The organism is Floccifex porci, assembly GCF_009696175.1.
Taxonomy (GTDB): Bacteria; Bacillota_I; Bacilli_A; order Erysipelotrichales; family Erysipelotrichaceae; genus Floccifex; species Floccifex porci.
The window spans coordinates 62,077-86,666 of the sequence record NZ_VUMM01000002.1 but is presented as its reverse complement, the minus strand read 5'-3'; the positions used below and the strand labels follow the sequence as shown (position 1 = coordinate 86,666).

Here is a 24,590-nt window from a genome sequence, read left to right as displayed (position 1 = left end):
AAATAAGGTCTACATTGTAGACCTTTAATTGTTTATGCCATGATGACATACATAAGATGCACCTTTTGTGATGGGTTTAAATACATAACCTTCTTTTTTATAATGTTTAATGACTTTATCCAATGCTTCTACTGTTGTATCTTTACCATAAGCGTCGTGAAACAAAATCATAATTTTATCACCTGTTCCTGCATTTGACTGTTCAATAATTGATTCTGCAGCAATTCCATGACCGGCTGCATCTCCACTGGATACATTCCAGTCATAGTACTGATATCCCTTTGATTGTACAAGTTGGGATAATTCACTCATGATTCCTTCTTTGTAATTTTTACTGACAGTATTGGAAGAACCACCGGGAAAACGAATTACAGTGGATCGATTTCCTGTTAATTGATAAACCATATCGGAAATCTGATTCAGATCGTTAAAATAGTTTTCTGTAGAAGAATATACATATTCATAATTATGAGAATAAGTATGTAAACCAATGGTGTGTCCTTCATTGTAAGCACGTGTGATCAAATGATTGTAATTCTGCCCATTTCCGGTCACAAAGAAAGTAGCTTTTACTTTGTTTTCTTTTAAAATATCCAATACTTTTTCGGTATTATAACTAGGTCCATCATCAAAAGTTAAATAGACAACTTTCATATTGGCTTCTTTATTTTCTTTAACAAGAAGAGTTGTGGTTTTTTCAGTCTTATTTCCACTCCGATCCTGAACGATATATTTTATTTTATAAGTATCAGGAACGGTAAAATCTACATTTTCTTCTATGGTAACATCAGGATCTGGATCCATATCATCTTCTATTTGAATCTGATTAAAATCGTAGCTTTCTCCCTGATAGATTTCTATATTCGATTGAAAATTATTTATTACAGGTGGTTTTGTGTCCTCAATACGAGTTAAAGTACATTTTTCTTTTGTTTCATTACCAGAAGAATCAACCGCAAATATAATTATTTCTGTTTTTCCTTCTTTATCTGTATTTTCATTCATGATTTTGAAAGAACAGTCAGAATAATCTTTGCAGCTTTCAATAAATTGTTCAGGTTTTACTTTTTCCACTAAATCGGTCTTATAATTTTTTAATTTTAAAACTGGTGGAGTTGTATCCACAATTCGAATATGACATTTCTGTTTATAATCTTTATACTGATAGAAAATATCGTATTCATTGAGACTGGATGTATCTATTTCTGGCTGAATCGATACGTCTTTTTCATTTCCAAAATAAATAAATCGAAGGTTGTCTTTAAAATTATATTTAGAATTAACTTCAATTTCTAAATCTGTGGATTTTAACTGGATAGGATGTGCATGGAAATAAAAATGAATTCCAGCAAGAAAAAGACATACCGCTCCTGAAAAAATTAGAATAAATTGTTTTTTCTTCATAATGTATCCCCAATCTCATCATATAATATTGATAAAATTTTCACAATATCATCTTATGTAAAAAAACAAACCAAAAATGACATTTGTCATATAAAATGATGACATATAATACTTATAAATGTATTTTTAAATTTATATAATCGAAAAGAATGTAATTCTACCTTATTTCATTTTGCACTTTTTGATTGAAATGTTATAATGTTTACAATTAATGACTTTTTATGAAATGGAGTGAGAGTATATGATGGAGTCTTTATGGGTTAAACTCATTGTAGGACTTATTTTTGTTGGGTATACAGGATATACCACATTTAAAAGCATACGTCTGTATGTAACGTTTAAAAAGAAATTTGAGAATTTTAAAGAAGTACATAAAGATTATACACTTTATGTAGACAATCAGATTTTATGGATTGCTTCGGGAATCTTATCTGGTTTTTCACTGGCTATGGCTTTCTATTGTCTTAAAAATCCAGTAGAACAGCAGTTTTATGTCGTTATGGCTTATTTATGTATTGGAATTATTTTTGTGGGACTGACTTTCGAAACATATGTCCGTAAACGCTGTTTTTTTATTGAAGAAGGAATTTTTTATGTGGATAAAATTTATCGTTTCCGTGTTATGGTTCGTTTTGAACAAAAGAAACGTAGTTTATTCCGTAACGTTCGTGTGTTAATGGCAGACGGAGAGAAATTTGAAGTTTCGCATAAACTGGGTGTAAAACTAGAGGAATGTGCAAAAACACGTCGTTCTAAGAAAAAGAATAAACAAAAATAGAAGGGATACATTTATATGTCAAGAAGAAGAGGAACAAGTGCAAAAGCCACTGCGGCTACAATGGTTTTAGATATATTAAAAAAACGTGGTGCATATAGTCCTGAAAAAGCAATTCCTGTTGCAGCTTTTAAAGATTTGAAATTAACAACAACAACAATTAGTTATACAATTTCAAACTTGGTTGAACAAGGTGTTGTGGGGCATACAGAAAATGATTTGTATTACTATGACGAAGAAGGATACAATCGTTTGTCAAAACGAGTATTCAGAGGGTATGCAGTCATTTTGATCGTTCCAATCGTAGCTATTTTAGTTGTGTTCGCAATCCAGAAATTTATGGCATAAATTCACACATTATGTGAATTGTGTGTTAGAAATTAACGAAAACGCTTGCATTCAAAGGGATAGTAAACTATACTTAAACTAAAGAAAAATTTGGAGGAATTTATAATTATGAAATATGTAGTAATGGTATCTCATGGTGAATTTGCACCAGGATTACATTCAGCTGTAAGAATGATGACTGGAAATCGTTCAGATGTATTATCAACAAGCTTAAGAGAAGATATGAGTGCGGATCAATTTGCAGAAAACTTCGCAGAATTGGTAAAAGATTTTACAGCAGATGACCAAGTTATTTTATTGGCTGACATCTTAAGTGGTTCTCCATTTACAAATGCTTTAAATGTTTTAAGTGATAAAGGGTTAATCGGAAATACATTAATCATCGCTGGTATGAACATGCCATTGGCTATCACAGCTGTATTAATGAAAGATAATTTTGACGATTTAGCTACTTTAAAAGAAGTATTGTTAAGTGAAGGTCGTATGGGATTAACTGATTTCGTCGTTGAAACAAATGATGGCGACGATGATGATCTATAATAAGGGGCTTAAACGCAAAGCGTTAGCATAATCATCAATAGGAGGAGAAAATAATGATTACATTTATGCGTGTGGATGACCGTATCATTCACGGACAAATCGTTACAAGATGGTCAAAAGAATACCCTTGTGATGGAATCTTGGCAATCAATGACAAAGCTGCCACAACTCCTGTATTGGCTCAATCATTCAAAGCTAGTACAGATAAAAAAGTATTTGTATGGACAAAAGCAAAATTCAAAGAAAATGCTCAAAAAGTATTGGATTCACCAAAAAGATATTTCTTGATCACTAAGAACCCAGTTGACATGAAAGAATTATTGGTTGACTTTGGATTCGTACCAAGCGATGTTAAACGCTTGATCATCGGTCCTTGTAACGATCGTCCAGGAGCTACTAAATTAGGACAAAACCAATCTATTACGCAAGAAGAAGCAGATGCTTTAGAAGCAATCTCTAAAAAAGGATATGAAATTGAATTTGCGTTAATCAAAGAAAGTTCAATCGGTACTTGGGACAAATATAGAGGAAAATTTGGTTATTAATTTTTAAACATTATTTTGGTCAGATACTGCTATGATAGGTGAGCTCATAGTAGGTTTGATATATAAAAATTCATAGAAAAAGGAGAGAAGATTTATGAGTTTAATTCAAGCAATTTTAATTGGTTTAATGTCTTGTACAGCTGCTTCTACAATTGCTTGTTTAGGAACTACTGTTGGTAACTATACTCTTAACAGACCATTAGTTGCTTCTTTGTTCGTCGGATTAATCATGGGTGACGTTCAAGGTGTTATTCAAATCGGTATTCCTATGCAAGTTATGTGGATCGCATTAGTTACACCTGGTGGTACTGTTGCATCTGACTTACGTGCCGTTTCTTATATTGGTATTCCTCTTGCTTACGTTGGAGCTAAGGCTGCTGGTCTTGACTTTGGTGGAGAAGAAGCTTATGGATTATCATCATCTATTTCTGCCATGACTGGTGTTATCGGTATCACATTATTCTACGGAACAGCTATGATGAACTTAATCTGGCAACACTATGGATGGGCTCAATTAGATAAAGGAAACTTGGAAATTGTTGGAAAAGTTGACGCTTTATTCCCATTACTTTCACACTTCGTATTATCTTTCTTACCATGTACATTATTATGCTACTATGGAGCTGGAGCTGTAGAACAATTGTTCCAAAACTTGACAACTGATTTATGGTACGTTAAAGCTATCTTAACAGTTGGTGCCGTATTACCTGCTGTTGGTATCGCTATCTTATTAAAATCAGTTATCGATAAAACTTCAGATTTATTATACTTCTTATTTGGATTCACATTGGCAGCTTCTATGGGATTAACATTAATCGGTGCTACATGTATCGGTGCTGTATTCGCGTTAATTAAATACGAAATGGCAATGGCTAAATTAGGAGCTGGACCTGCAGCTGCTGCTGATGAAGAGGAGGACATTTAATCATGAAAAAAATCTCTAAGAAAACTTTAAATAGTTCCTTCTGGCGTTGGTGGTATGGAAACTTAACATGTTTCTCACACGAACACATGCAAACATTTGGATACATGTGGTCAATGTTACCAATCATCAAAGAATTGTATCCAACTCATGAAGAACAATGCGAAAAAATGCAAACATACTATCCATTCTTCAACACTGAACCACAAATCGGATGTATCGTTGTTGGTATCACTGCTGGTTTGGAAGAAGCACGTGCTAATGGAGCAGACGGAATCGATGATGAAATGATCAATGGTATCCGTGCTGGTTTGATGGGTCCTTTAGCTGGTATCGGTGACTCATTAATCGTTGGTACATATATTCCTATCTTATTAGGTATCGCTTTAGGATTCGCTGAAGGTGGATCTGCTATCGGTCCTATTTTCTACATCGTTGTATGGAACGCTACTTCAATTTGGTTCCAACACTACATTTATTTCTTAGGATATAACTTAGGTGGATCTGCTGTTGAATTATTAGTTGGGGATCGTGCTACTGCATTCCGTAACGCTGTAATCACAATGGGTCAAGTAATCGTTGGTGCGATGGCTGCTTCTTGGGTTGCAATTTCAACAAACATCGTAATTGCTCAAGACTCAACTGGTGCTGACATCACATTAGGATCTAAATTAGACGGTGCTTATCCTAAATTATTGACATGCTTATTCGTATTATTATGCTGGTACTTAATGGCTAAGAAAGGTATGTCACCTGTTAAATGTTTATTATTGATGGTAGTTGTAGGATTCGTTGGATCTGTTGTAGGATTACTTGGATAATAAAACAAATACGGTTTTACGAAGAGAAGGACTCACCCCTTCTCTTTTTTTATTAGAAACGAGGGATTATATGCAATTATCGAGAAAAGAAAGAGAAATGCTTTCATCTGATATTCAGCAGGAATATGAGATGTTAAAAAAATTAGGTGGATGGATTCGTAATGGTCTTGTCATAACAGCTGTATTCGTTGCATTAGCTATTTATGGATGGTCTGGTATGGTGGATCCTTTGATACCTAATGCACCTGAGGCATTTAGAACTTTCAGTAAATGGGCTGGCTTAATTGGTTCCATTCTATTTGGTTTATTTACACTTTTAGTATTTCTTGCACAAAGAAATGGTAAAAAGAGTGTCCAAAGAAAAATCAAATTATTTGATGACAGTAAAAAAAGAAAATCCTCAAAATAAGACCAGAAGGTCTTTTTTTGTGTTTTAAAAATTAAAACAGGTAAATAAAAATTCATTTTTATGACATTTTTGGCCTATTTTATCGTTAACGCTAATTTTTACTTTTGAATAGTTAATATTGTATGTTATAATGTTTTGGGGTTAAATAACCCTTCATAATCAAATTCCCTTTCTTAAATTTATGGACAGGCCGGCATATGCCGGTTTTGTTCTTTTATAAAGAATTCATTTTTAATTTATTGAATATTAAGATTTTTTTGATATATTAATAATACTTAAAGAGGAGTATAAAATATGCGTGTTGGATTGTTTACAGATGCTTATTATCCAGATATAAATGGTGTTGTTTCAAGTGTGGCTACTTTAAAAGAAGCGTTAGAAAAACGAGGTCATACTGTTTTTGTGATTTCAAATCATAAAGGTTCAGATATAGATTTTAAGGAAAATATTTTACGTTTACCTGGTTTGGAATTAAAAAAATTTTATGGCTATAAATTATCCAGCCCGATTCAATTTAAAGGATCCGATTATATACGCGATATGAATTTAGATATTATACATGTTCAGACGGAAGCAGGAATAGGTATGTTTGCTCGTATTATGTCTAAATCCTTTCATATTCCACTTGTATATACTTACCATACAATGTATGAAGATTATACACATTATTTAAATCCACTTGATCTGAATCTAATTGATGAAGGAGAAAAACTGATTATTCGTAAATTTTCAAAATACTGGGTCAATCATTCTTTGGCAGTGATTGCTCCCAGTATGAAAACGAAAAAGAAATTAATAGATTATGGGGCACATTCTCCTATTTTTGTAATTCCTACAGGGTTGGATTTAAGTCACTTTGATCGTAGATCACTGGATCAAGACATTTTATCATCCATTCGACCATCTTTAAATTTAACGGAAGAAGATCATGTTGTAACTTTTGTGGGAAGAATTGCTAAAGAAAAGGCAATTGATATCCCAATAAAAGCTTTAAAATATTCAAAAGATGAAAATTTACATTTAGTAATTGTTGGTAAGGGAACCGATTTAGAATATTATCAGAATCTGGTTCACAATCTAGACTTGGAATCCCGTGTTCATTTCACTGGTATGATTGATAAACCTATGGTACCTTACTATTATTCTGCATTTGACTGTTTTGTATCTGCATCGGTTTCTGAAACACAGGGAATGACTTATATTGAAGCATTGGCCAGTGGTTTGTGTGTGTTTGGAAGAAGAGATGAGGTATTGGATGAATTAATTGATGAAGGAATTACAGGTTATTATTTTGATGATGAAATTGAACTGGCAAAAAAACTGGATGAATTTTTTGCACAGGATAAAGAAGAAAGAATATCTGTTTCTAATAAGTGTATAGAAAAAACGATACCTTATGATACGGATATTTTTGCTCGAGATGTTTTGGATGTATACCAGTTTGCGATAAAACAGTATGAAAAGAAATATACAGTTGAAAAAATGGAAGATGCCAATGATTTTTTACTGGTTACTTTTTCAAGTGATGGGAATAAAGAACTTCGTAAATTGCTGATTCCTTTAGAAGATGTTGTGGATCTGCAGCTTGAAATAAATTCTGTAATCCATACAGAATTATTTGATAATTACGATGAGCTTCAATCGGTGTATAAAGCTTATTCAAAAGTTAAACAACATTGTCTACAAAAAGATTGCTGCAGTTTTGAAATTCAGAAATACTGCCATCGATATTTAGATCTGCCAAATGAAGATATTGATGTTGTTGTTCATATACTGGAACAGAAATTATTAATTAATGATCGCATATATGCGATTGATAAAGCCCAGTACTGGCAGCATTCTGGTAAAAGTATCAATGAAATCAGTCGTAAATTAAGATCACTTCATATCAATGAAGATTTTATTCAGGAAGCGTTATCAAAATTAGATAAGGAAAAAGAAAGAGAAAATGTGATTTGGTTTGTGAAACATATTAAAACTTCTTCAAATTCTCAATCAAGAAAAATGTTTTCACAAAGAATCATACAGAAATGTTTAAATGCAGGTTTTTCCTTTGATGATGCACAATATGCTTTGGATCAGCTTGAATTTAAAGAAGATTTTGATGAAGAGGCATTGGAAAAATCCATTCGTAAAGCCAAAAGACTGTATTCTAATTTTGAAGAAGATACAAAATATAATAAAATACGTATGTATTGTATTAGAAAAGGATTTTCAGTGGATCTGATCGATAATAAATTAAAGGAGATAGAAGATGATTAAAGATATACAAGAAGAGGGAAAAATTTGTATTCCCTGTTTAATTACGCGATGTGATAAAGCCAAAACAGTAAAAGGAACACCTTATCTGTCTTTGACTTTGGAAGATTCATCGGGTGTACTGGATGCAAAATTCTGGAATCTGACAGAAGAACAGGTGGATAGTTATACAGTGGGTATGATTGTACAGGCTACTGGAGACATTATTATTCATAAAAATGCGATTCAATTGAAAGTAAGAACTTTAAAAGTATTGGAAGATGAAAAAATAACCGATTATGTACGTCAAGCACCTATGAGTGTAAAGGATATGAAAGAAGAAATAAATTCTATTTTAAATCAGGTAGAAGATACCGATCTGCAAATATTAACACAAACGATTCTGGAAAATGTTGGAGAAGATTATTATTCTTATTCAGCCGCAAAGAAAAACCATCACAATTATATTGGAGGATTAGCATATCATTCTTTATCTATGATGCGTTTGTCTTTGAAAATCTGTGAATTGTATCCATATTTAGATACCGATTTATTGATTTGTGCCTGTTTACTGCATGATATTGGAAAAATTGAAGAATTTTCTTCTCCGGTATTGCCTGAATATACCGCAAAAGGAAATTTAATTGGTCATATTAGTATATTTTCTTCATATTTAGATCGTATAAGCTATGAATTGGAAATACAGGATAAAGAAAGTGTATTATTGTTGAAACATATGATTTTATCTCATCATGGGAAAATGGAATTTGGCTCGCCTGTTGTTCCGATGATTCCAGAAGCAGAGGTTTTAGCTACAGTGGATAATCTGGATTCTCGATTATTTATGATGAAACAAAGTATAGATGTGACAAAACCAGGGGAATTTGGTCCCCGTCTTTTTGCGCTTGAAAATCGAATGGTTTATCATAGAAAGGATAAGAAATGAAAATAGGATTTGTATCACTAGGATGTTGTAAAAACCTGGTGGATTCTGAACAGATCATGGGTATGATCAAAAAAAATCATCATGAAATTGTATCGGATCCAAGACAGGCACAAGCCATTATTATTAATACATGTGGATTTATTACCAGTGCAAAAGAGGAATCCATTCAGACTATTTTTGAAATGGCTCAATATAAAGAAAAAAATCTGGAAAAACTGATTGTATGTGGGTGTTTAGCTCAAAGATATCAAAAAGAATTAGAAGAAGAAATTCCGGAAATTGATGCCATTATACCTATTAAGGATTACGATGAGTTTGCATCTGTTTTAGAAAAAGCGTTGGGATGCACGTTTACAGAATCTAAATTTGAACGCGTATTATCCACACAGCCCTGGCGTGCTTATTTAAAAATCAGTGATGGATGTTCCAATCATTGTACTTATTGTGCGATTCCTTTGATTCGAGGGGAACAGGTCAGTCGTCCTATTGAAGATTTAGTAGAAGAAGCCAAGCAGCTGGCTTCATACGGGGTAAAAGAACTGACTTTAATAGCACAGGATACCACAAAATATGGTTTGGATCTTTATGGAGAATTTAAGCTGGGAGATCTGGTTCGTGAAATCGATAAAATAGATGGAATTCACTGGATTCGTATATTATATATGTATCCAGATGAAATTGTGGAAGATGTACTTCTGGCAATGAAAGAAAGTAAAAAAGTGGTTCCTTATTTTGATATTCCTATGCAGCATGCCAACAATCGTTTATTAAAGGCAATGAATCGTAGAGGAACCAAAGAACATGCCTATGAAATCATTGAGCACATAAAGACTCTATTTGATCATCCAGTATTAAGAACGACAATGATTGTTGGATTTCCTTCTGAAACAGATGAAGATTTTGACGAATTAATGGAATTTGTACAGAATGTGAAATGGGATCGTATGGGAGCTTTTACTTATTCCAAAGAAGAAGATACCAGAGCTTTTGATATGAAACCAGAAGTCGATGCACAAATCGCACAAAATCGTTTAGAAACATTAATGAAACTTCAAAATCAGATTTCATATGAAAAGAATCAGGAAAAAATTGGTCAGGTTTTTGAGGTATTAGTGGAAGAAAAAGAAGGTCTAAAAGAAACGTATCGAGGGCGTTCGATAGCTGATGCTCCAGATGAAGTAGATGGACAGGTTATTTTCACATCCACAGTTCCAATCGAATTGGGTACTTTTGTGAAAGTAAAAATTCAAAAGGCAAATGCCTATGATTTATATGGAATATGTCAAGAATTATAGGATTTGATGCCATTGTTCATGGTAATGATAAAATACTGATACTGGGGTCCATGCCCAGTATTAAAAGTCTGGAAGAAAATATGTATTATGCCAATCCTTCCAATCGATTCTGGCCTATGTTGTCAAAAATATACAATATGCCTGTTACAACCAGAGAAGAAAAGCTAAAATTATTAAAAGAAAATCAGATTGCGTTATGGGATATTTGTCATTCCTGCATTCGAAAAGGAAGTATGGATAGTGCAATCAAAGAAACCATTCCCAATGATATTGAACTTTTATTAGAAGAAAATCCATCGATTCAAAAAATAATCTGTAATGGAAAAACGAGTTATACACTTTTAAAAAAGTACTTTCAAAGGGAAGGAATATGTTGTTCATCGACATCCAGTGCCAATGCCAGAAAGACACTGGAAGATTTGATTATTGAATATAAAGGAGTACTTTTATGAAATTATATTGGGCAAAAGTAAAAGAAAATGCCATCATTCCAACAAAAAGAGAAGAAGATGCAGGATACGATTTATATCCTTGTTTTGAAGAAGAGTATCTGGAAATTTTACCATTACATACAAAACTGGTGCCTTTAGGAGTGGCCAGTGCGTTTGATAGTGATTATGTCATGTTGTTGAAAGAAAGAGGATCCACTGGAACAAAAGGAATGGCACAAAGAGCAGGTGTGATTGATTCAGGATATCGTGGAGAATATATGGCTCCTGTCACAAATGTGAATGATAAGCCTTTATGTATTGTGAAAAAAGAAGTATTAGAAACATGGGATGAAGATCAAAAAGAAAAATATATTTTATATCCTTATGAAAAAGCCGTTTGTCAGGGTGTATTATTAAAGATGCCACAATTAGAAAGTGAAACTTTATCTTATGATGAATTGAAAAAAATTGCTTCTTTACGAAACGATGGAAGATTGGGAAGTTCGGGAAAGTAGAAATGCTTTCCCTTTTTAGATTCTATTGATAATTTTGTTCATGGATTGTATACTAAACGCATGGAAATAGAAAAATTATTAGATGTTGGAATACGTGCAGGACGAATGCTTCTGGAAAGTGGAGCCGAAGTCTATCGTGTAGAAGAAACGATGATTCGTATTTGTACAGGTTTAGCCTGTACAGATGAAGTGGATAGTTATGTAACGTCTACAGGAATTATGTTGTCCATTGGCTACAATGGACAAGTTTTTTCTAAGATTTCAAGAATTAAAAATCGAAATGTCAATCTTCATTGTGTCGCAAGGATCAATGCTTTATCACGTAATATTCAGATTCAGGATTATTCTTTAGAAGAAGTAGAACAGCAATTGAATAAAATAGAAAAAGAACCAAAATATTCGGTGTGGATGACCACTTTATTTGGTGGTATTGGAGCCGCTGGTTTTGCGTTATTCTTTGATGGTGGAATGCTGGAAATTGTGATTTCTTTTGCGATCGGAATTCTGATTCGTTTACTGGTATCTTTATTAAGTATGATGAAAATGAATGATTTTATCAATAATGTAATCGCATCGATGCTGCTGGCCATTCTGTCTATTTTTTCTAAAAAAGTTTTTCTAGTTATTGATGTCAATGTTGTTGTGATATCTGGAATCATGCTTCTCATCCCCGGACTGGCATTTACCAATGCCATTCGTGATACCATTGCAGGAGATTATTTATCCGGTGTTTCTCGTGTAATGGAAACTTTAGTCTGTGCCTGTGCCATTGCTTTAGGTGTAATGGTTGTATTTAGTGTGGTGTAATATGTTAGTAATGATTTTAAAAGCTTTCCTTTCCAGTTTTTTCGCAACACTTGGATTTGGAATCTTATTCAATATTAAAGGTAAAAATTTATTATGGGCTTCTGTTACAGGAGCTATAGGGGGACTGGTATATAAATTCTGTTTATATTTGAATATAAACGATTATGTCTCCAATTTTATAGCCGCTCTCTGTTTATCTTTCTGTGCGGAAGTACTGGCACGTAAATATAAAAATCCAGTCACAACTTATATTGTTTGTTCCTTGATTCCACTGGTTCCTGGAGCCGCTTTATATCGTATGATGACTTATGCATTAAAAGGTATATTATTAAAAGCACTGGAAAGAGGATGTTATATGATTGGAGTGGCAGGTTCATTAGCCGTTGGTATTTTACTTGTTTCTACAGTATTTAAAATTTATTCAAGATGTAAAGTAAAAAGAGAATCCATCTGTTAAGATTCTCTTTTGTTGTATTTATCAATGATTCTATCAATCAGATTTTTAATCTGCTCCGCTTCTTTATAATCTCTTTTCTGAAAATCATTTCCTGCATATACTTTGTTTTTTGATATATAGATTGCCAGAAAACTGCCATCTTTTAAAGTAATCTTTAATCCAACATAAAACCCCTTTTCTCCAAAACATCGACCTTGAACTCTACCACCATAATAAATATGTGTAAAAGGTTCTTCTTTTCCTTTATATTTTGCCAGTTCATTTACTCTTTTACATTCTACAATTTCTGTATATGGATAAATGCCTTTGGTTCCATCTAAGATTTCCATGGTCTTATTTTCAGTATCAAAAAGTACGGAATCGTATTGAATGACATGATTCATACAAATTCTCCTTTCTTCTACATTTAGCTTAAGATAAGATAATCATTGTATCAATATTAATGGAACAATCGGTATAATAAAAGGAATAAAAAGTATACTATTAAAAAAGATACTAAATTATTAAAAATGCAAATCAAATTTCATAGTTGAATCGTATCATTCATTTATTTGTTCATGAAGCATTTCAAAGCTTTTTTCCAGATAGATTTTATGTGCAAAGGTCATAATAGTATTTCGTAATAAAGCTTTTGGGAAAGTATCATCTTTTCCTACACTATCCAGATGATCTTTTATGCCAAATATATAATATAAAGTATTTTCAAATTCTTTTTTAAAATAATCAAAAGCGGTTTTATTATCATAAGAACGATTTTTTAATTCGATCAGCAGCTGTATATCTTCTAAAGAGATAACGGTTTTAGCTAAGGTTAAATAAATTAAAACCGCAATCTGATCTCTAGAATATTTCTTTTTGACAGGATTGGAAATTAATCCTTTTTTTACATAATTACTGATCATAGATTTTGTGATTTTTTCATGCGTTAAAGGATATAAAATTTCATTGATATAATCCTGTGTTTGTTCCAGATACAGTCCAACATTGGGAATTTCTGTATAAGATGGAAAATGAAAATTTAATATTTCTTCCTGGATTTTTTGATTCATATGCATCACCTGAAAAGATTATAGCACAAATTATTATATTTTTATAGGTTATTGAAAAACTCTTGACAGAGTATATAAAAACGCATAGTATTTAAATAGAGGGTGTTAAAATGAACTATAAAATTGTTACCGATTCATCAAGTAATGAATATTTCTTAGAAAATATTCCCTATTCTACTGTACCTTTACGGATTCGTACAGTGGATAAAGAGTATGTTGACAATCCGGATTTAAATGTAAGAGAAATGGTAGAAGATCTAAAATCTATTACTACAAAAAGTTCAACTTCCTGTCCAAGTGCTGGAGAATGGATGGAAGCCTTTGAAGGAGCGGACTGTGTATTTGCCATTACCATCAGTTCGAATTTATCGGGAAGCTATAATGCGGCCTGTATGGCAAAAGAGGAATTTCCAGATAAAAAAATTGAAGTGTTTGATTCTTTAAGTACGGGAGCAGGAATGTTGCTGATCGTGGAAAAAATCATAGATGGAATCAGACAGGATCTGTCTTTTGAAGAAATTGTAGAACAGGTTCATGAATATCAAAAACACATTCATTTACTGTTTGCTTTAGAGTCTATGACCAATCTGGCAAACAATGGGCGTGTTTCACCGCTGGTCGCAAAAGGAGCGGGATTGATTGGAATTCGTCTGATTGGAAAAGCCAGTGATACAGGAACCATTGAAATGGTTTCGAAGGCAAGAGGAAGAAATAAGACAATTAAAAATTTAGTTTTGCTGATTAAAGAAATGGGATATAAAGGAAATAAGATTCGAATCGATCATGTTTATAATGAAGAATGTGCCAACCAGTTAAAAGAAACTTTACTTAATGAGTTCCCAGAAGCTAAAATTGTAATAGGAACGTGCAAAGGTTTATGCAGTTTCTATGCAGAATTGGGTGGTTTAATTGTTGGATTCGAAGACTTGTAAAAAAATTGTGATTGTTGGAAATGGTGTGGTGGATATACTGGTTCATCCTTGTGATGAAACGGTTTTTGAAACGGGAAGTTATCCATGCGAAAACATTTCCATGTCTGTTGGAGGAGATGCGCTGAATGAAGCGACCATTCTTTCTTCTTTTGGAAAAGAAGTGGAATGGATCACAACACTGAAAGACGATGATGCAGGACGTTATATTCTGTCGCATTGTCAGAAGATGGGAATTGATATTTATAATTCGTGTTTTCGAGATTATGATACAGCTATTAATGTGGTGCTGATCAAAAAGGATGGATCTCGTCATTTTCTGGTGAATCAGAAGGGAAGTTTAAGGAAATTAGAAATAGGAGATATTCCTTTGACATTTGATGGCGATATTTTATGTTTTGCTTCTATATTTGTTTATCCAGAAATGAAAGATGATTCTTTATTTACTTTGTTTTCGTATGCGAAATCAAAGCATATGAAAGTGGTTGCGGATATGACAAAATGTAAAAATCAAGAAACCATTCAGGATTTACAGAAATCTTTACCTCTTATTGATTATCTGCTTCCCAATGAACAGGAAGCCTGCTTATTTACACAAAGTGATACTGTAGAACAGGCTGCTGAAAAACTGATACAGGCAGGCGTTAAACATGTAGTCATAAAGTGTTCTGAAAAAGGATGTTATGCCTGTGATGGGAAACAGAAATTCTGGGTAAAGGCAAATGATGTAGTATGTGTGGATACAACTGGAGCAGGCGATAGTTTTGTTTCAGGATTTGTGAAAGCATTAAGTGAAGAAAAATCGTTTTATGAATGTTGTGAAATGGGAAATGAATTTGGAAGTCTGAATGTTCAGAAAATTGGAGCGACAACATGGATCAAAGGAGGGAACTAGCCCTCCTTTAATGCTTTAAATGCTTCTTTGTTCACATTTCTAACTCTCATTTCCAGTTCTCTTGCACTCATTCGTTTCGCTCCACTTGCCATTATCGAATTCTGAATCAGAGCATCGGAAGAGGCAACCGTTAAACTGTATTTTCCTTTTAGATCATGAACCAGTTTTTCAATATAACTGTCTGCAGTCTGTCCATAATTTGTATAGATAACCTGTGTATCACCATATTTTGAATTACGACAGGAACCATCTTTAACACGATAGGCATCAAATACCAGAATCAGTTTAATATTCTTATATCCCTGATAATTTACAAGCAGCTGAATCAGTTCATCACGGGCATAAGCTATATCTTTAGAAGCATAGGATTTTAAAGAATCCCATCCATATATCTGATTGTATCCATCAACAATTAAACATTCAGGCAGTTTCTTTTCAATTTCCACTCTTTGATAAGAAAAATCTTCTTTCTTTTTCTTTTTCTGGTACTGTTTCTTTTTGTTTTGATTCTGACCTGAAATCATATTAAAAACTCGTTGGACTTCTTCTTCCTTTATATTGTATTTAGAAGAAGAATAAGAACTTGTATTTTCAACTTTTGGTTTAATATGCATATAATTTTCAACTTCGTCATAAGGTACATAGAATCCAGAACCATGCGTACAGAATACAGAACCGGTTGGATTTTTAAAATCCTGTTCACTATCATATCCAATGGATTCAATAATGGAATTGGCATCTTTACATTCATCGTATCCATCCAACTGACAAGAATAGACTCCTTTTCCCCTTGTTAGAGCAATTACATCTTTATGATAATTCATCAGATAACGTACAGGACCTCTTCCATGAAGAATCACTTTTCCATCTCCATTATCTTCTATGGATACTTTTGCCTGTCTTGTTTCTAAATCGTATAAAGCTTTTGAAAGTGTATGAGCATCCAATTGTAAAGTAAAGGAATAATAAGGTTCTAATAATATAGACTGGGCTTTCTTTAAACCTTGACGAACGGCACGATAGGTAGCCTGTCTGAAATCTCCACCTTCGGTATGTTTCAAATGACTTTTACCAGCAATCAAAGTGATTTTCATATCGGTGATTGGAGAACCTGTTAATACACCTTTATGTTTCTTTTCCTGCAGATGGGTCAATATCAGCCTTTGCCAGTTTAAAGACAGATCATCCATAGAAACATCACTTTCAAATTGAAGTCCACTGTTTCTTTTTAAAGGCTCTAATTTTAAATGAACTTCTGCATAATGACGCAAAGGTTCGAAATGACCAACTCCGGTAACGGTATCGGCAATGGTTTCTTTAAAGATGACATTGCCGGTTGAAAAACCAACCTGAATTCCGGTTTCCTGTTCGATCTTTTTCTGGAGTACTTCCATTTGAATGTCACCCATAAGCTGTATAGAAATCTTTTTTAAAGCAGTATCGTATTCTATATGTAAAGAAGGATCCTGACTTTCCAGCTGATCGCATACCTTTTTCATCTGAATGGGATCAAATCCATCGGGTAATAAAAGATGATAATTCAAACACGCATTCAACAATGGCTTTTCACTGTCGGTTTCTATTCCTAAACCTTGACCGACTTCATAGTTTTCTAAACCTTTAAGGGTACAGATCATTCCGGCACTGGCTTCATTGACCAGGGTATAGTTTTTACCATTATATAGACGAATCTGATCCACTTTATTGTCTTCATTCAGTTTCTGTTTGGCTTTTAAAGTTCCACTTGTGATTTTAATATGAGTTAATGGATTTCCTTGTTCATCCATTGTGATTTTATAGATTTTTGCGCCAAATTCATTCCCATACTCTTTTTCAAGTGTATAATCTCCCATCGCATCCAGTAAATTTTCAATTCCTTCCAGTTTTAAGGCACTTCCAAAAAAACAAGGGAAACATTCTCTTTTAAAGACGATATTCTGAATGGAAGATAAGGATATAGATTGAGAGTTCATATATTCATTTAATAAAGAATCATTGATCATAGCTAAAGATTCATAAAGATCATTCTGAGTAAAATCAATACAGTTCTCGGAAAATTTCTCATGTATATCTTTCATTAATTCTTCTTTTGAATGATAAGAAATATCCATCTTATTAATAAATATAAGAGTGGGAACCTGATAATGAGCCAGACATTTCCATATGGTTTCACTATGACTTTGTATGCCATCCTGACCATTGATCAGGACAATAGCTAAATCCAGAACCTGTAAAGTTCGTTCCATTTCACTTGAAAAATCGATATGACCAGGTGTATCCAGAACAAAAATATCCGTATTTTTCCATGAAAAGAAAGCTTCTTTTGAATAAATAGTAATTCCTCGATCTCTTTCCTGTTTATCATAATCTAAAAAAGCATCTTTATGATCAACTCTTCCTAATTTACGGATCTGACCGGATGTGTATAACATACTTTCAATTAAAGTGGTTTTTCCAGCATCAACATGGGCTAAAATTCCGACACATATTTTTTTATTCATAGAAATACATTAGCATAAAAAATAGGTTTTAAAAAGAAAGAAGTTTTTGATAAAATAGAAAACATAGAACGGAGATGGTGAAATGAAACAAGCTACAAAATGTATTCAGGCTGGATATACACCTAAAAATGGAGAATCAAGAATGATTCCAATTGTACAAAGTACAACGTTTAAATACGATACAAGTGAAGATATGGGAAAATTATTTGATCTGGAAGCAGAAGGGTATTTTTATACACGTCTTCAGAATCCGACAAATGATTATGTAGCCAATAAAATATGTGCTTTAGAAAAAGGAAGTGCAGCTATGCTGACAAGCAGTGGACAGGCTGCCAACTTTTATTCAATTTTTAATATCGCCAACAATGGAGATCATGTGATCTGTTCATCCACAATTTATGGAGGGACATATAATTTATTTAATGTGACAATGCGTAAAATGGGAATTGATTTTACTTTCCTTTCACCAGATTGTTCCATGGAAGAACTGGAAGCGGCTTTTAAACCAAACACAAAATGTGTATTTGGAGAAACAATTGCCAATCCAGCTCTGATTGTATTTGATATTGAAGCATGGGCCAATAAAGCACATGAGCATGGGGTTCCTTTAATTGTAGATAATACATTTGCTACTCCAATCAATTGTCGTCCAATTGAATGGGGATGTGATATTGTGACACATTCAACCACAAAATATATGGATGGACACGATGCTACGGTTGGTGGATGTATTGTAGATGCAGGAAAATTTGACTGGATGAAATATGCGGATAAGTTTCCAGGACTGACAACACCGGATGATTCGTATCATGGTATCACTTATGCTGAAAAATTTGGAAAAGAAGGAGCGTTTATCACAAAATGTACGGCTCAGCTAATGAGAGATTTTGGGTCCATTCAGGCTCCTATGAATGCGTATCTATTGAATTTAGGTTTGGAATCTTTACATGTTCGTATGCCTAGACATTGTGAAAACGCATTGAAAGTGGCTCAATATTTAGAGTCAAATGATAAAGTAGCCTGGGTAAATTATCCATCTCTTCCTTCCAATAAATACTATGACAGAGCTAAAAAATATATGCCAGATGGGACATGTGGGGTCGTATCCTTTGGAATCAAAGGCGGAAGACAAAAGGCAGAAGCCTTTATGTCCAATCTGAAGATTGCGATGATTGCCACTCATGTTGCCGATGCTCATACTTGTGTACTGCATCCAGCTTCTTCTACGCACCGACAAATGAACGATGAAGAGCTGATTGCGGGCGGAGTGGAACCAGATTTAATTCGTTTATCGGTTGGAATTGAAGATATAGAGGATATTTTATTTGATCTTCAGCAAGCATTCGATAATATTTAGTGAGGATTTTATGCCAATTAATATACAGAATGGATTGCCTGCCAAAACAATACTGGAAAACGAAAAAATCTTTGCGATTGAAGATGACAGTGCTCGTAAACAGAGAGTCCGTCCTATTCAAATGGTAATATTAAATTTAATGCCAAAAAAAATAGAAACAGAAACACAAATCTTAAGACTGATCAGTAAATCTCCTTTACAGGTATCGATTGATTTAATGAAAATTGATTCGCATAAATCAAAGAATACAAGTGAAGAACATCTGGTAAAATTTTATAAAGATTATCATACTTTTTTAAATAATTATTACGATTGTATGATCGTTACAGGAGCTCCTGTCGAACATCTTGAATTTGAAGAGGTGGATTACTGGAAAGAGTTATGTGAGATCATGGAATGGTCCAAAACTCATGTATACAGTGTAATGCATATTTGCTGGGGAGCACAGGCGGGTCTATATTATCATTATGGAATTAAAAAACAAATGTTGTCAGAAAAGATGTTTGGAATTTTTACACATCATTTAGAAGATGAATATGATTTTTTAACCAATGGATTTGATGAATATCACTTTACTCCTCATTCTCGTCACACAAAAATTGATGAAGAAGCTCTACTAAAAGATAAAAGACTGGTTGTATTGTCAAAAGGAGAAAAAACAGGCAGCAACATCATAGTCACAAAAGATTATCGTCAAATTTTTGTGACGGGTCATTTTGAATACGGAGTGGAAACTTTATCACAGGAATATTTTAGAGACTTAAATGAAGGAAAACCCATTCATATTCCTGAAAATTATTTTTTGAATGACGATCCTGAACAGAAACCTATATTAAAATGGAGAAGCCATGCCAATTTACTGTATCGTAACTGGTTAAATTATGTTTATCAGTTAACACCATATGTCATTGAAAACATACAGAATGTGGATCCAATTGGTACAAGTAAAAAAGATGAACATGGATATTCAAAAGCTTTTATAAAATAAACGAATTTTTCGTTTATTTTTTTATGGTATGATAGTTCTATGATAATGTTAAGTTTATTTCTTTTGATTATGATCATCGATCGTAGAACACTTTGGAGTGGTTTTACATTTTTAATGGCATTAGGATCTTTAGGATTTTATACCTTATTTATTTTGATGGTATACATCAGCCAGTTTCCAGATTCTATAATTTCAAGGATTTTGATATACATTGGATTGATTGGATTGTTCTTGTTCTTTCTGATTCCTTTTATCCTGTTGATTTTTTATTTTATTGAAGGAATCAATATATTGAAAAAAGAAGGATTTCATTATTCGAATTTATTATCTTTATTCTTTGTATTTGCGATTCTTTTACTGGTTTCAGCCTGGTTCAATGGTTCTATTAAAGAAGACCCTCTTCTTTTTAAAGGATATGCCATGATTGAAATATCGGCATTTTATTTATTATTTATTATGTCCATTTATGTTGTATCGGCCATATTAAATCTGATGCATATTCGAAAAAATCATAATTTTCAGTATATTGTTGTATTAGGATGTGCCATATTCAAAGATAAAGTTCCTCCTTTATTAGCTTCTCGTATCGAAAAAGGAATTGAACTGTATCGTAAAAATCCAGATTCCATTCTTATATTTTCAGGTGGTCAGGGACAGGGAGAAGACATGGCCGAAGCCGAAGCAATGGCAGAATATGCGCTTAAAAAGGGTGTGGATCCCAGTCGCATTCTTATTGAAAATCAGTCAAAAGACACATATGAAAATCTGATGTATTCCAGAATGAAAATGGAAGAACCTGTTAAAAGAGTGGCAATCGTTACCACTTCCTATCATGTTTTCAGAGCTTTGATCCTGGCAAAAAAACAGGGAATTCGCTGTGTTGGATATGGATCACAAACAAAGTGGTATTTTACATTGAATGCACTGATTCGTGAATTTATAGGATATTTATCCATAAGATGGAAAATCCATGGATTTGTCCTTCTTCTTATTGTGATATTTATTGGAATTATATAAAAAAAGAGCCGTTTGGCTCTTATTCTTTTTCTGTATAACAATCTGGCATAATGTCTTTGATTGTATCGGTTTTTGTAGAAGCAAAATGCTTGAACTGAGCAAACAATGGATGATTGTCCCATGAATTTAAATCATCACTTGCCAGATACGAAATGGTCTGTACAAATGGCAGTACATAAAGTGGAAGTAAAGCTGGTTCTTTTATATCAAATGGTAAACGAATCACATGATCTTCTGGTACAATTGGATTGTTTGTGACCATAAAAGTTTTATCTGTTACCGATTGTGTTGCCTGATAAATCTGTCCGATTCTTTTACTTCCCGCTTCCATATCATCATAAATGAATACCGTATAATCTGGTGTCAGCTGTAAGTTTGGACCATGAATGTATTCTTCTGCTTCATAAGAAAAACTAGGAACCTTAATCGTTTCTCCCATTTTTAAAGCCGATTCACAGGCAATTCCATACCCTTGTGCAAATCCAACAGAATAAGCTACGTTCATAGATGTTAATACTTTTTTATTTGTCTGATAGAATGCCATTGTTTCTTCCTGTACAATACGATTTCTTTCAGGAGCTTCTTTTAATTCTTCAAAAACGGCATCATAAGCATCTTTTGAAAGGATTCCTTTTCTCAATCCAGCTTCTAAAGAGAACAAAATAAAGAATAAACAAAGAGTTGTTACACCTTTTGTGACATAGCCTACTTTTTCTTCTCCTACACACCAGTCAATTGTTACATCCGCTTCTTTTTTGAAATCGGAATTTGCATTTCCTGTTAATCCGATGGATCGAATGTTCATTTCTTTTAATTTTCTTAAAGCATCAATGGAATTGGTAGAACATCCGGATTGAGATACTACAAATACAAAATCATCTTCTTTAATTTTATTTTCAGAATATAAGAAAGTGGATGGATTTACAATTTTTACATCACAGTTCAAATATTTCATCATAAATGGTTTTGCACAATTGGATCCATTTGAACTAGATCCACAGGCAATGATCCAGATGGTACGATAGTCTTTTTCACAATATAGATCAACAAGTTCTTTTGTGATTTCTTTTGCGTTTAAAATATTATTTTTTAATTGATCTGGTGACTCTAAAATATAAGTCATCATTGTTGGTTCATTTCCCATAGATATCTCCTTTTCCTTACAAATTTCACTTATAATATGGCAAATAAAGCGTAAAAATGCAAGATATTAATTACTTTTTTAAAAATGTAATAACAAATTTACAAATTTTAAAAATGGTATTATTATTAAATTATAAAAGATAGAAAGGAGTAGAGTATGCCAAATATTAAACTAGCTCGAATCGATAATCGCCTGGTACATGGACAAGTAGGAAACCAATGGACTGGAGCAAGTGGAGCCAATCTGATTGTTGTTGCAGATGATGAATGTGCGCAAGATCCAATAATGAAACAGGTTATGACTATGACTGCAGATGCAGCTGGCGTAGGAATCCGCTTTTTTACCGTTCAAAAAACAATTGATGTGATTTCAAAGGCAAGTCCAAAACAATTGATTTTCTTGGTTTGTAAGAATCCACAGGCAATGCGTAAGCTGATTGATGGTGGAGTGCCAATTAAAGCTGTCAATGTTGGAAATATGCATTCTGCACCTGGAAAAGTAACATACAAAGAAGCCCATGTGTATGTAGACGATCAGGATCTGGAAGATTTCGAAGCAATGAAAGCAAAAGGAGTGGATGTATATATTCAAATTGCTCCAGGAAACAAACGTATTGATATTTAATTAAATAATTTAGAAGGAGAAGAAAATATGACAATTACATTTATGCAAGGGATTTTACTTGCATTAGTCGCATTTATTTGTGCAGTTGATAAATGCTGGGAAGCTTTTTACTGGTTCCGTCCAATGGTCGTTGCATTCTTTGCGGGGATTGCTCTAGGCGACATTAGTCTGGGTGTTAAATGTGGTGCGGTAGCTGAATTATCGTATTTAGGATTGTTGACAGTTGGTGGAACGGTTCCACCAGATGCTTTGATGGCAGGTATGATGACAATGGTTATTGCGTATACAACGGGACAATCGGCAGAAACCGCGTTAGGTTTATCTTTACCATTCGCATTACTGGCACAATGGTATGGTATCGTCTGTAACTCATTGTTCGCATTCATTGCTCATCGCTGTGATGCTGCTGCTGAAAAAGCCGATACAAAAGCATTTAGAAAATGGACTTGGTCAGGTGTATTTATTGTTGCGATTGGATATGCAGTTATGGTATTCCTTTGTGCTTATGCAGCACAATCCGCAATTCAGGCTTTTGTGAATACATTCCCTGTATGGCTGGTTCATGGATTTGAAGTGGCTGGAAACTTATTACCAGCTATTGGGTTAGGTTTATTATTGATGGTTACTTTGAAGAAACAGAATGCTCCATATTTATTCATTGGATTTATTATGGCAACATTCTTAGATATGCCAAATGTTCTTCCAATTGCGATTGTGGGAATTGCTCTGGCTGCAATTAATTTTATGTATAATAAGAAAATTGATGATACAGCTGCAAAAGCCGTAGTTTATGATGGAGGCGAAGAAGATGGCATCTAATAAATTATTAAATGGAAAAGAACGTGGAAAAGTCACTAAAAAAGACATCCATAAGATGGGTTTATATTCAGTAATTGAACAAAGTTCTTTTAGTTTTGAACGTATGCAGGCTTGTGGTTTTACAGAATCCATGATTCCAACTGCAAAAAAAATCTTCAAAGATTCTGATGAAGATATGAAAGAATTTATGCAGTATAATATGGAATTTATGAATACAGAAATGCATATGGCGACTTTCCTGATGGGAATTATTATTGCCATGGAAGAAGCTGGAGAAGATCGTAAATTGATTGAAGGAATCCGAAATGGTTTATTTGGACCTTTCGCTGGATTAGGAGATGCGATTTTCTGGTTTACTTTACTTCCAATCAGTGCTGCAATTTGCTGTTCTTTAGCACAAAGTGGTTCGGTATTAGGACCGATTCTATATATCTTAATTTGGTTCATTGCTGCCATCAGCCGTATCTGGTTTGCGGAAATTGGATATGTATTAGGAAATAAAGCGGTGTCTTCTATTTCGTCTTATTCCAAATATTTAACAGATGCGGCAGGAATTTTAGGGGTTACAGTTGTTGGTGGATTGATTCCTAGCTATGTATCTTTTGCTTTCTCAGATAACTTAGTTTATGGAATTGAAGGAGCGACAGTACAATCTATATTTGATAATGTGCTTCCAAATATTTTACCATTGGCATTTGTATTCTTTATTTTCTACTTATTTAAAAAGAAAAACGCAAATACAATTGTAATGATTATCGCAATTATCATTGCGGGTATTATTTTATCATTCTTAGGTTGGATGTAAACAATTTAG

Annotated in this window: 27 protein-coding genes; 22 read left to right on the top strand and 5 right to left on the bottom strand. The window is 33.4% G+C overall.

The annotated features are described in order from the left end of the window. Positions 1 to 24: 24 nt before the first annotated feature. On the bottom strand, positions 25 to 1,404 hold the full coding sequence (locus tag FYJ50_RS01660) for a polysaccharide deacetylase family protein (protein WP_154459309.1): 1,380 nt from the start codon (positions 1,402 to 1,404) through the stop codon (positions 25 to 27). Between the two features lie 241 nt (positions 1,405 to 1,645). Here FYJ50_RS01660 and FYJ50_RS01655 point away from each other — a divergent pair, with 241 nt between their 5' ends. The 14 genes from FYJ50_RS01655 (at position 1,646) to FYJ50_RS01590 (ending at position 12,453) form a co-directional block, all read left to right on the top strand. Further along, on the top strand, positions 1,646 to 2,182 hold the full coding sequence (locus tag FYJ50_RS01655; protein WP_154459308.1) for a hypothetical protein: 537 nt from the start codon (positions 1,646 to 1,648) through the stop codon (positions 2,180 to 2,182). 15 nt (positions 2,183 to 2,197) lie between these two features. Then, on the top strand, positions 2,198 to 2,527 hold the full coding sequence (locus tag FYJ50_RS01650) for a hypothetical protein (RefSeq protein ID WP_154459307.1): 330 nt from the start codon (positions 2,198 to 2,200) through the stop codon (positions 2,525 to 2,527). 108 nt (positions 2,528 to 2,635) lie between these two features. Beyond that, on the top strand, positions 2,636 to 3,067 hold the full coding sequence (locus FYJ50_RS01645; protein ID WP_154459306.1) for a PTS sugar transporter subunit IIA: 432 nt from the start codon (positions 2,636 to 2,638) through the stop codon (positions 3,065 to 3,067). A gap of 53 nt (positions 3,068 to 3,120) precedes the next feature. Next, positions 3,121 to 3,612 carry a PTS sugar transporter subunit IIB gene (locus FYJ50_RS01640; RefSeq protein ID WP_154459305.1) on the top strand — a complete coding sequence of 164 codons (492 nt, stop codon included), beginning with the start codon at positions 3,121 to 3,123 and terminating at the stop codon, positions 3,610 to 3,612. Positions 3,613 to 3,706: 94 nt separating this feature from the next. After that, positions 3,707 to 4,537 (top strand): PTS sugar transporter subunit IIC, encoded by an 831-nt coding sequence (locus tag FYJ50_RS01635; protein WP_154459304.1) that lies wholly within the window; start codon positions 3,707 to 3,709, stop codon positions 4,535 to 4,537. Between the two features lie 2 nt (positions 4,538 to 4,539). Continuing rightward, a complete protein-coding gene (locus FYJ50_RS01630; protein ID WP_154459303.1) occupies positions 4,540 to 5,355 on the top strand; it encodes a PTS system mannose/fructose/sorbose family transporter subunit IID in 816 nt (271 codons plus the stop codon). Positions 5,356 to 5,425: 70 nt separating this feature from the next. Continuing rightward, complete coding sequence (locus tag FYJ50_RS01625; RefSeq protein WP_154459302.1) at positions 5,426 to 5,764, top strand: hypothetical protein; 339 nt, start codon at positions 5,426 to 5,428, stop codon at positions 5,762 to 5,764. 294 nt (positions 5,765 to 6,058) lie between these two features. Further along, the gene (locus FYJ50_RS01620) at positions 6,059 to 8,026 is read left to right on the top strand and encodes a glycosyltransferase (protein ID WP_154459301.1); all 1,968 of its coding nucleotides are present in this window, start codon (positions 6,059 to 6,061) and stop codon (positions 8,024 to 8,026) included. Further along, the gene (locus FYJ50_RS01615) at positions 8,019 to 8,948 is read left to right on the top strand and encodes a 3'-5' exoribonuclease YhaM family protein (protein ID WP_154459300.1); all 930 of its coding nucleotides are present in this window, start codon (positions 8,019 to 8,021) and stop codon (positions 8,946 to 8,948) included. Before FYJ50_RS01620 ends, FYJ50_RS01615 begins: the two co-directional genes overlap by 8 nt. Then, the gene (gene rimO / locus FYJ50_RS01610) at positions 8,945 to 10,243 is read left to right on the top strand and encodes a 30S ribosomal protein S12 methylthiotransferase RimO (RefSeq protein WP_154459299.1); all 1,299 of its coding nucleotides are present in this window, start codon (positions 8,945 to 8,947) and stop codon (positions 10,241 to 10,243) included. Before FYJ50_RS01615 ends, rimO begins: the two co-directional genes overlap by 4 nt. Next, positions 10,228 to 10,695 (top strand): DNA-deoxyinosine glycosylase, encoded by a 468-nt coding sequence (locus FYJ50_RS01605; protein WP_154459298.1) that lies wholly within the window; start codon positions 10,228 to 10,230, stop codon positions 10,693 to 10,695. Before rimO ends, FYJ50_RS01605 begins: the two co-directional genes overlap by 16 nt. Beyond that, positions 10,692 to 11,189, top strand: a complete 498-nt coding sequence (locus FYJ50_RS01600; protein WP_154459297.1) for a dCTP deaminase/dUTPase family protein — start codon at positions 10,692 to 10,694, stop codon at positions 11,187 to 11,189. The genes FYJ50_RS01605 and FYJ50_RS01600 overlap by 4 nt, the downstream gene beginning before the upstream one ends. A 60-nt stretch (positions 11,190 to 11,249) precedes the next feature. Next, entirely contained in the window at positions 11,250 to 11,996 is a 747-nt protein-coding gene (locus FYJ50_RS01595) for a threonine/serine exporter family protein (RefSeq protein ID WP_154459296.1), read from the top strand. A 1-nt stretch (position 11,997) separates the two neighbouring features. Next, a complete protein-coding gene (locus FYJ50_RS01590; protein WP_154459295.1) occupies positions 11,998 to 12,453 on the top strand; it encodes a threonine/serine exporter family protein in 456 nt (151 codons plus the stop codon). On the opposite strand, the gene FYJ50_RS01585 is transcribed toward FYJ50_RS01590, so the two are convergent. After that, on the bottom strand, positions 12,450 to 12,836 hold the full coding sequence (locus FYJ50_RS01585) for a hypothetical protein (protein WP_154459294.1): 387 nt from the start codon (positions 12,834 to 12,836) through the stop codon (positions 12,450 to 12,452). The genes FYJ50_RS01590 and FYJ50_RS01585 overlap by 4 nt on opposite strands. A 156-nt stretch (positions 12,837 to 12,992) precedes the next feature. Continuing rightward, on the bottom strand, positions 12,993 to 13,502 hold the full coding sequence (locus FYJ50_RS01580; protein ID WP_205946370.1) for a DUF1836 domain-containing protein: 510 nt from the start codon (positions 13,500 to 13,502) through the stop codon (positions 12,993 to 12,995). Between the two features lie 110 nt (positions 13,503 to 13,612). Between FYJ50_RS01580 and FYJ50_RS01575 the strand changes: the two genes are divergently transcribed. Both FYJ50_RS01575 and FYJ50_RS01570 read left to right on the top strand, forming a co-directional pair. Further along, the gene (locus FYJ50_RS01575; RefSeq protein ID WP_154459293.1) at positions 13,613 to 14,434 is read left to right on the top strand and encodes a DegV family protein; all 822 of its coding nucleotides are present in this window, start codon (positions 13,613 to 13,615) and stop codon (positions 14,432 to 14,434) included. Beyond that, positions 14,415 to 15,326 carry a carbohydrate kinase family protein gene (locus FYJ50_RS01570; protein ID WP_205946369.1) on the top strand — a complete coding sequence of 304 codons (912 nt, stop codon included), beginning with the start codon at positions 14,415 to 14,417 and terminating at the stop codon, positions 15,324 to 15,326. Before FYJ50_RS01575 ends, FYJ50_RS01570 begins: the two co-directional genes overlap by 20 nt. Here FYJ50_RS01570 and FYJ50_RS01565 read toward each other — a convergent pair. After that, the gene (locus FYJ50_RS01565; RefSeq protein ID WP_154459291.1) at positions 15,323 to 17,827 is read right to left on the bottom strand and encodes a translation factor GTPase family protein; all 2,505 of its coding nucleotides are present in this window, start codon (positions 17,825 to 17,827) and stop codon (positions 15,323 to 15,325) included. The two genes, FYJ50_RS01570 and FYJ50_RS01565, sit on opposite strands and share 4 nt — an antisense overlap. Before the next feature lie 82 nt (positions 17,828 to 17,909). Between FYJ50_RS01565 and FYJ50_RS01560 the strand changes: the two genes are divergently transcribed. Genes FYJ50_RS01560 through FYJ50_RS01550 form a run of 3 tightly spaced genes read left to right on the top strand, consistent with a single transcriptional unit; the run spans position 17,910 to position 21,189 of the window. Next, positions 17,910 to 19,184, top strand: coding sequence for an O-acetylhomoserine aminocarboxypropyltransferase/cysteine synthase family protein (locus FYJ50_RS01560; RefSeq protein WP_154459290.1), 1,275 nt, complete (start codon positions 17,910 to 17,912; stop codon positions 19,182 to 19,184). A 10-nt stretch (positions 19,185 to 19,194) separates the two neighbouring features. Further along, on the top strand, positions 19,195 to 20,172 hold the full coding sequence (locus FYJ50_RS01555; RefSeq protein WP_154459289.1) for a homoserine O-succinyltransferase: 978 nt from the start codon (positions 19,195 to 19,197) through the stop codon (positions 20,170 to 20,172). Positions 20,173 to 20,211: 39 nt separating this feature from the next. Next, positions 20,212 to 21,189: a YdcF family protein gene (locus FYJ50_RS01550; RefSeq protein WP_154459288.1), complete on the top strand. Its 978-nt coding sequence runs from the start codon at positions 20,212 to 20,214 to the stop codon at positions 21,187 to 21,189. A 19-nt stretch (positions 21,190 to 21,208) separates the two neighbouring features. Here FYJ50_RS01550 and FYJ50_RS01545 read toward each other — a convergent pair whose 3' ends face one another. Then, the gene (locus FYJ50_RS01545) at positions 21,209 to 22,333 is read right to left on the bottom strand and encodes an SIS domain-containing protein (protein WP_154459287.1); all 1,125 of its coding nucleotides are present in this window, start codon (positions 22,331 to 22,333) and stop codon (positions 21,209 to 21,211) included. Between the two features lie 156 nt (positions 22,334 to 22,489). On the opposite strand from FYJ50_RS01545, the gene agaB reads away from it, so the two are divergent. Genes agaB through FYJ50_RS01530 form a run of 3 tightly spaced genes read left to right on the top strand, consistent with a single transcriptional unit; the run spans position 22,490 to position 24,581 of the window. Beyond that, the gene (gene agaB, locus FYJ50_RS01540; protein WP_154459286.1) at positions 22,490 to 22,957 is read left to right on the top strand and encodes a PTS galactosamine transporter subunit IIB; all 468 of its coding nucleotides are present in this window, start codon (positions 22,490 to 22,492) and stop codon (positions 22,955 to 22,957) included. Between the two features lie 27 nt (positions 22,958 to 22,984). Continuing rightward, a complete protein-coding gene (locus tag FYJ50_RS01535) occupies positions 22,985 to 23,776 on the top strand; it encodes a PTS mannose/fructose/sorbose/N-acetylgalactosamine transporter subunit IIC (protein WP_154459285.1) in 792 nt (263 codons plus the stop codon). Then, a complete protein-coding gene (locus tag FYJ50_RS01530; protein WP_154459284.1) occupies positions 23,766 to 24,581 on the top strand; it encodes a PTS system mannose/fructose/sorbose family transporter subunit IID in 816 nt (271 codons plus the stop codon). Before FYJ50_RS01535 ends, FYJ50_RS01530 begins: the two co-directional genes overlap by 11 nt. Positions 24,582 to 24,590: the final 9 nt, after the last annotated feature.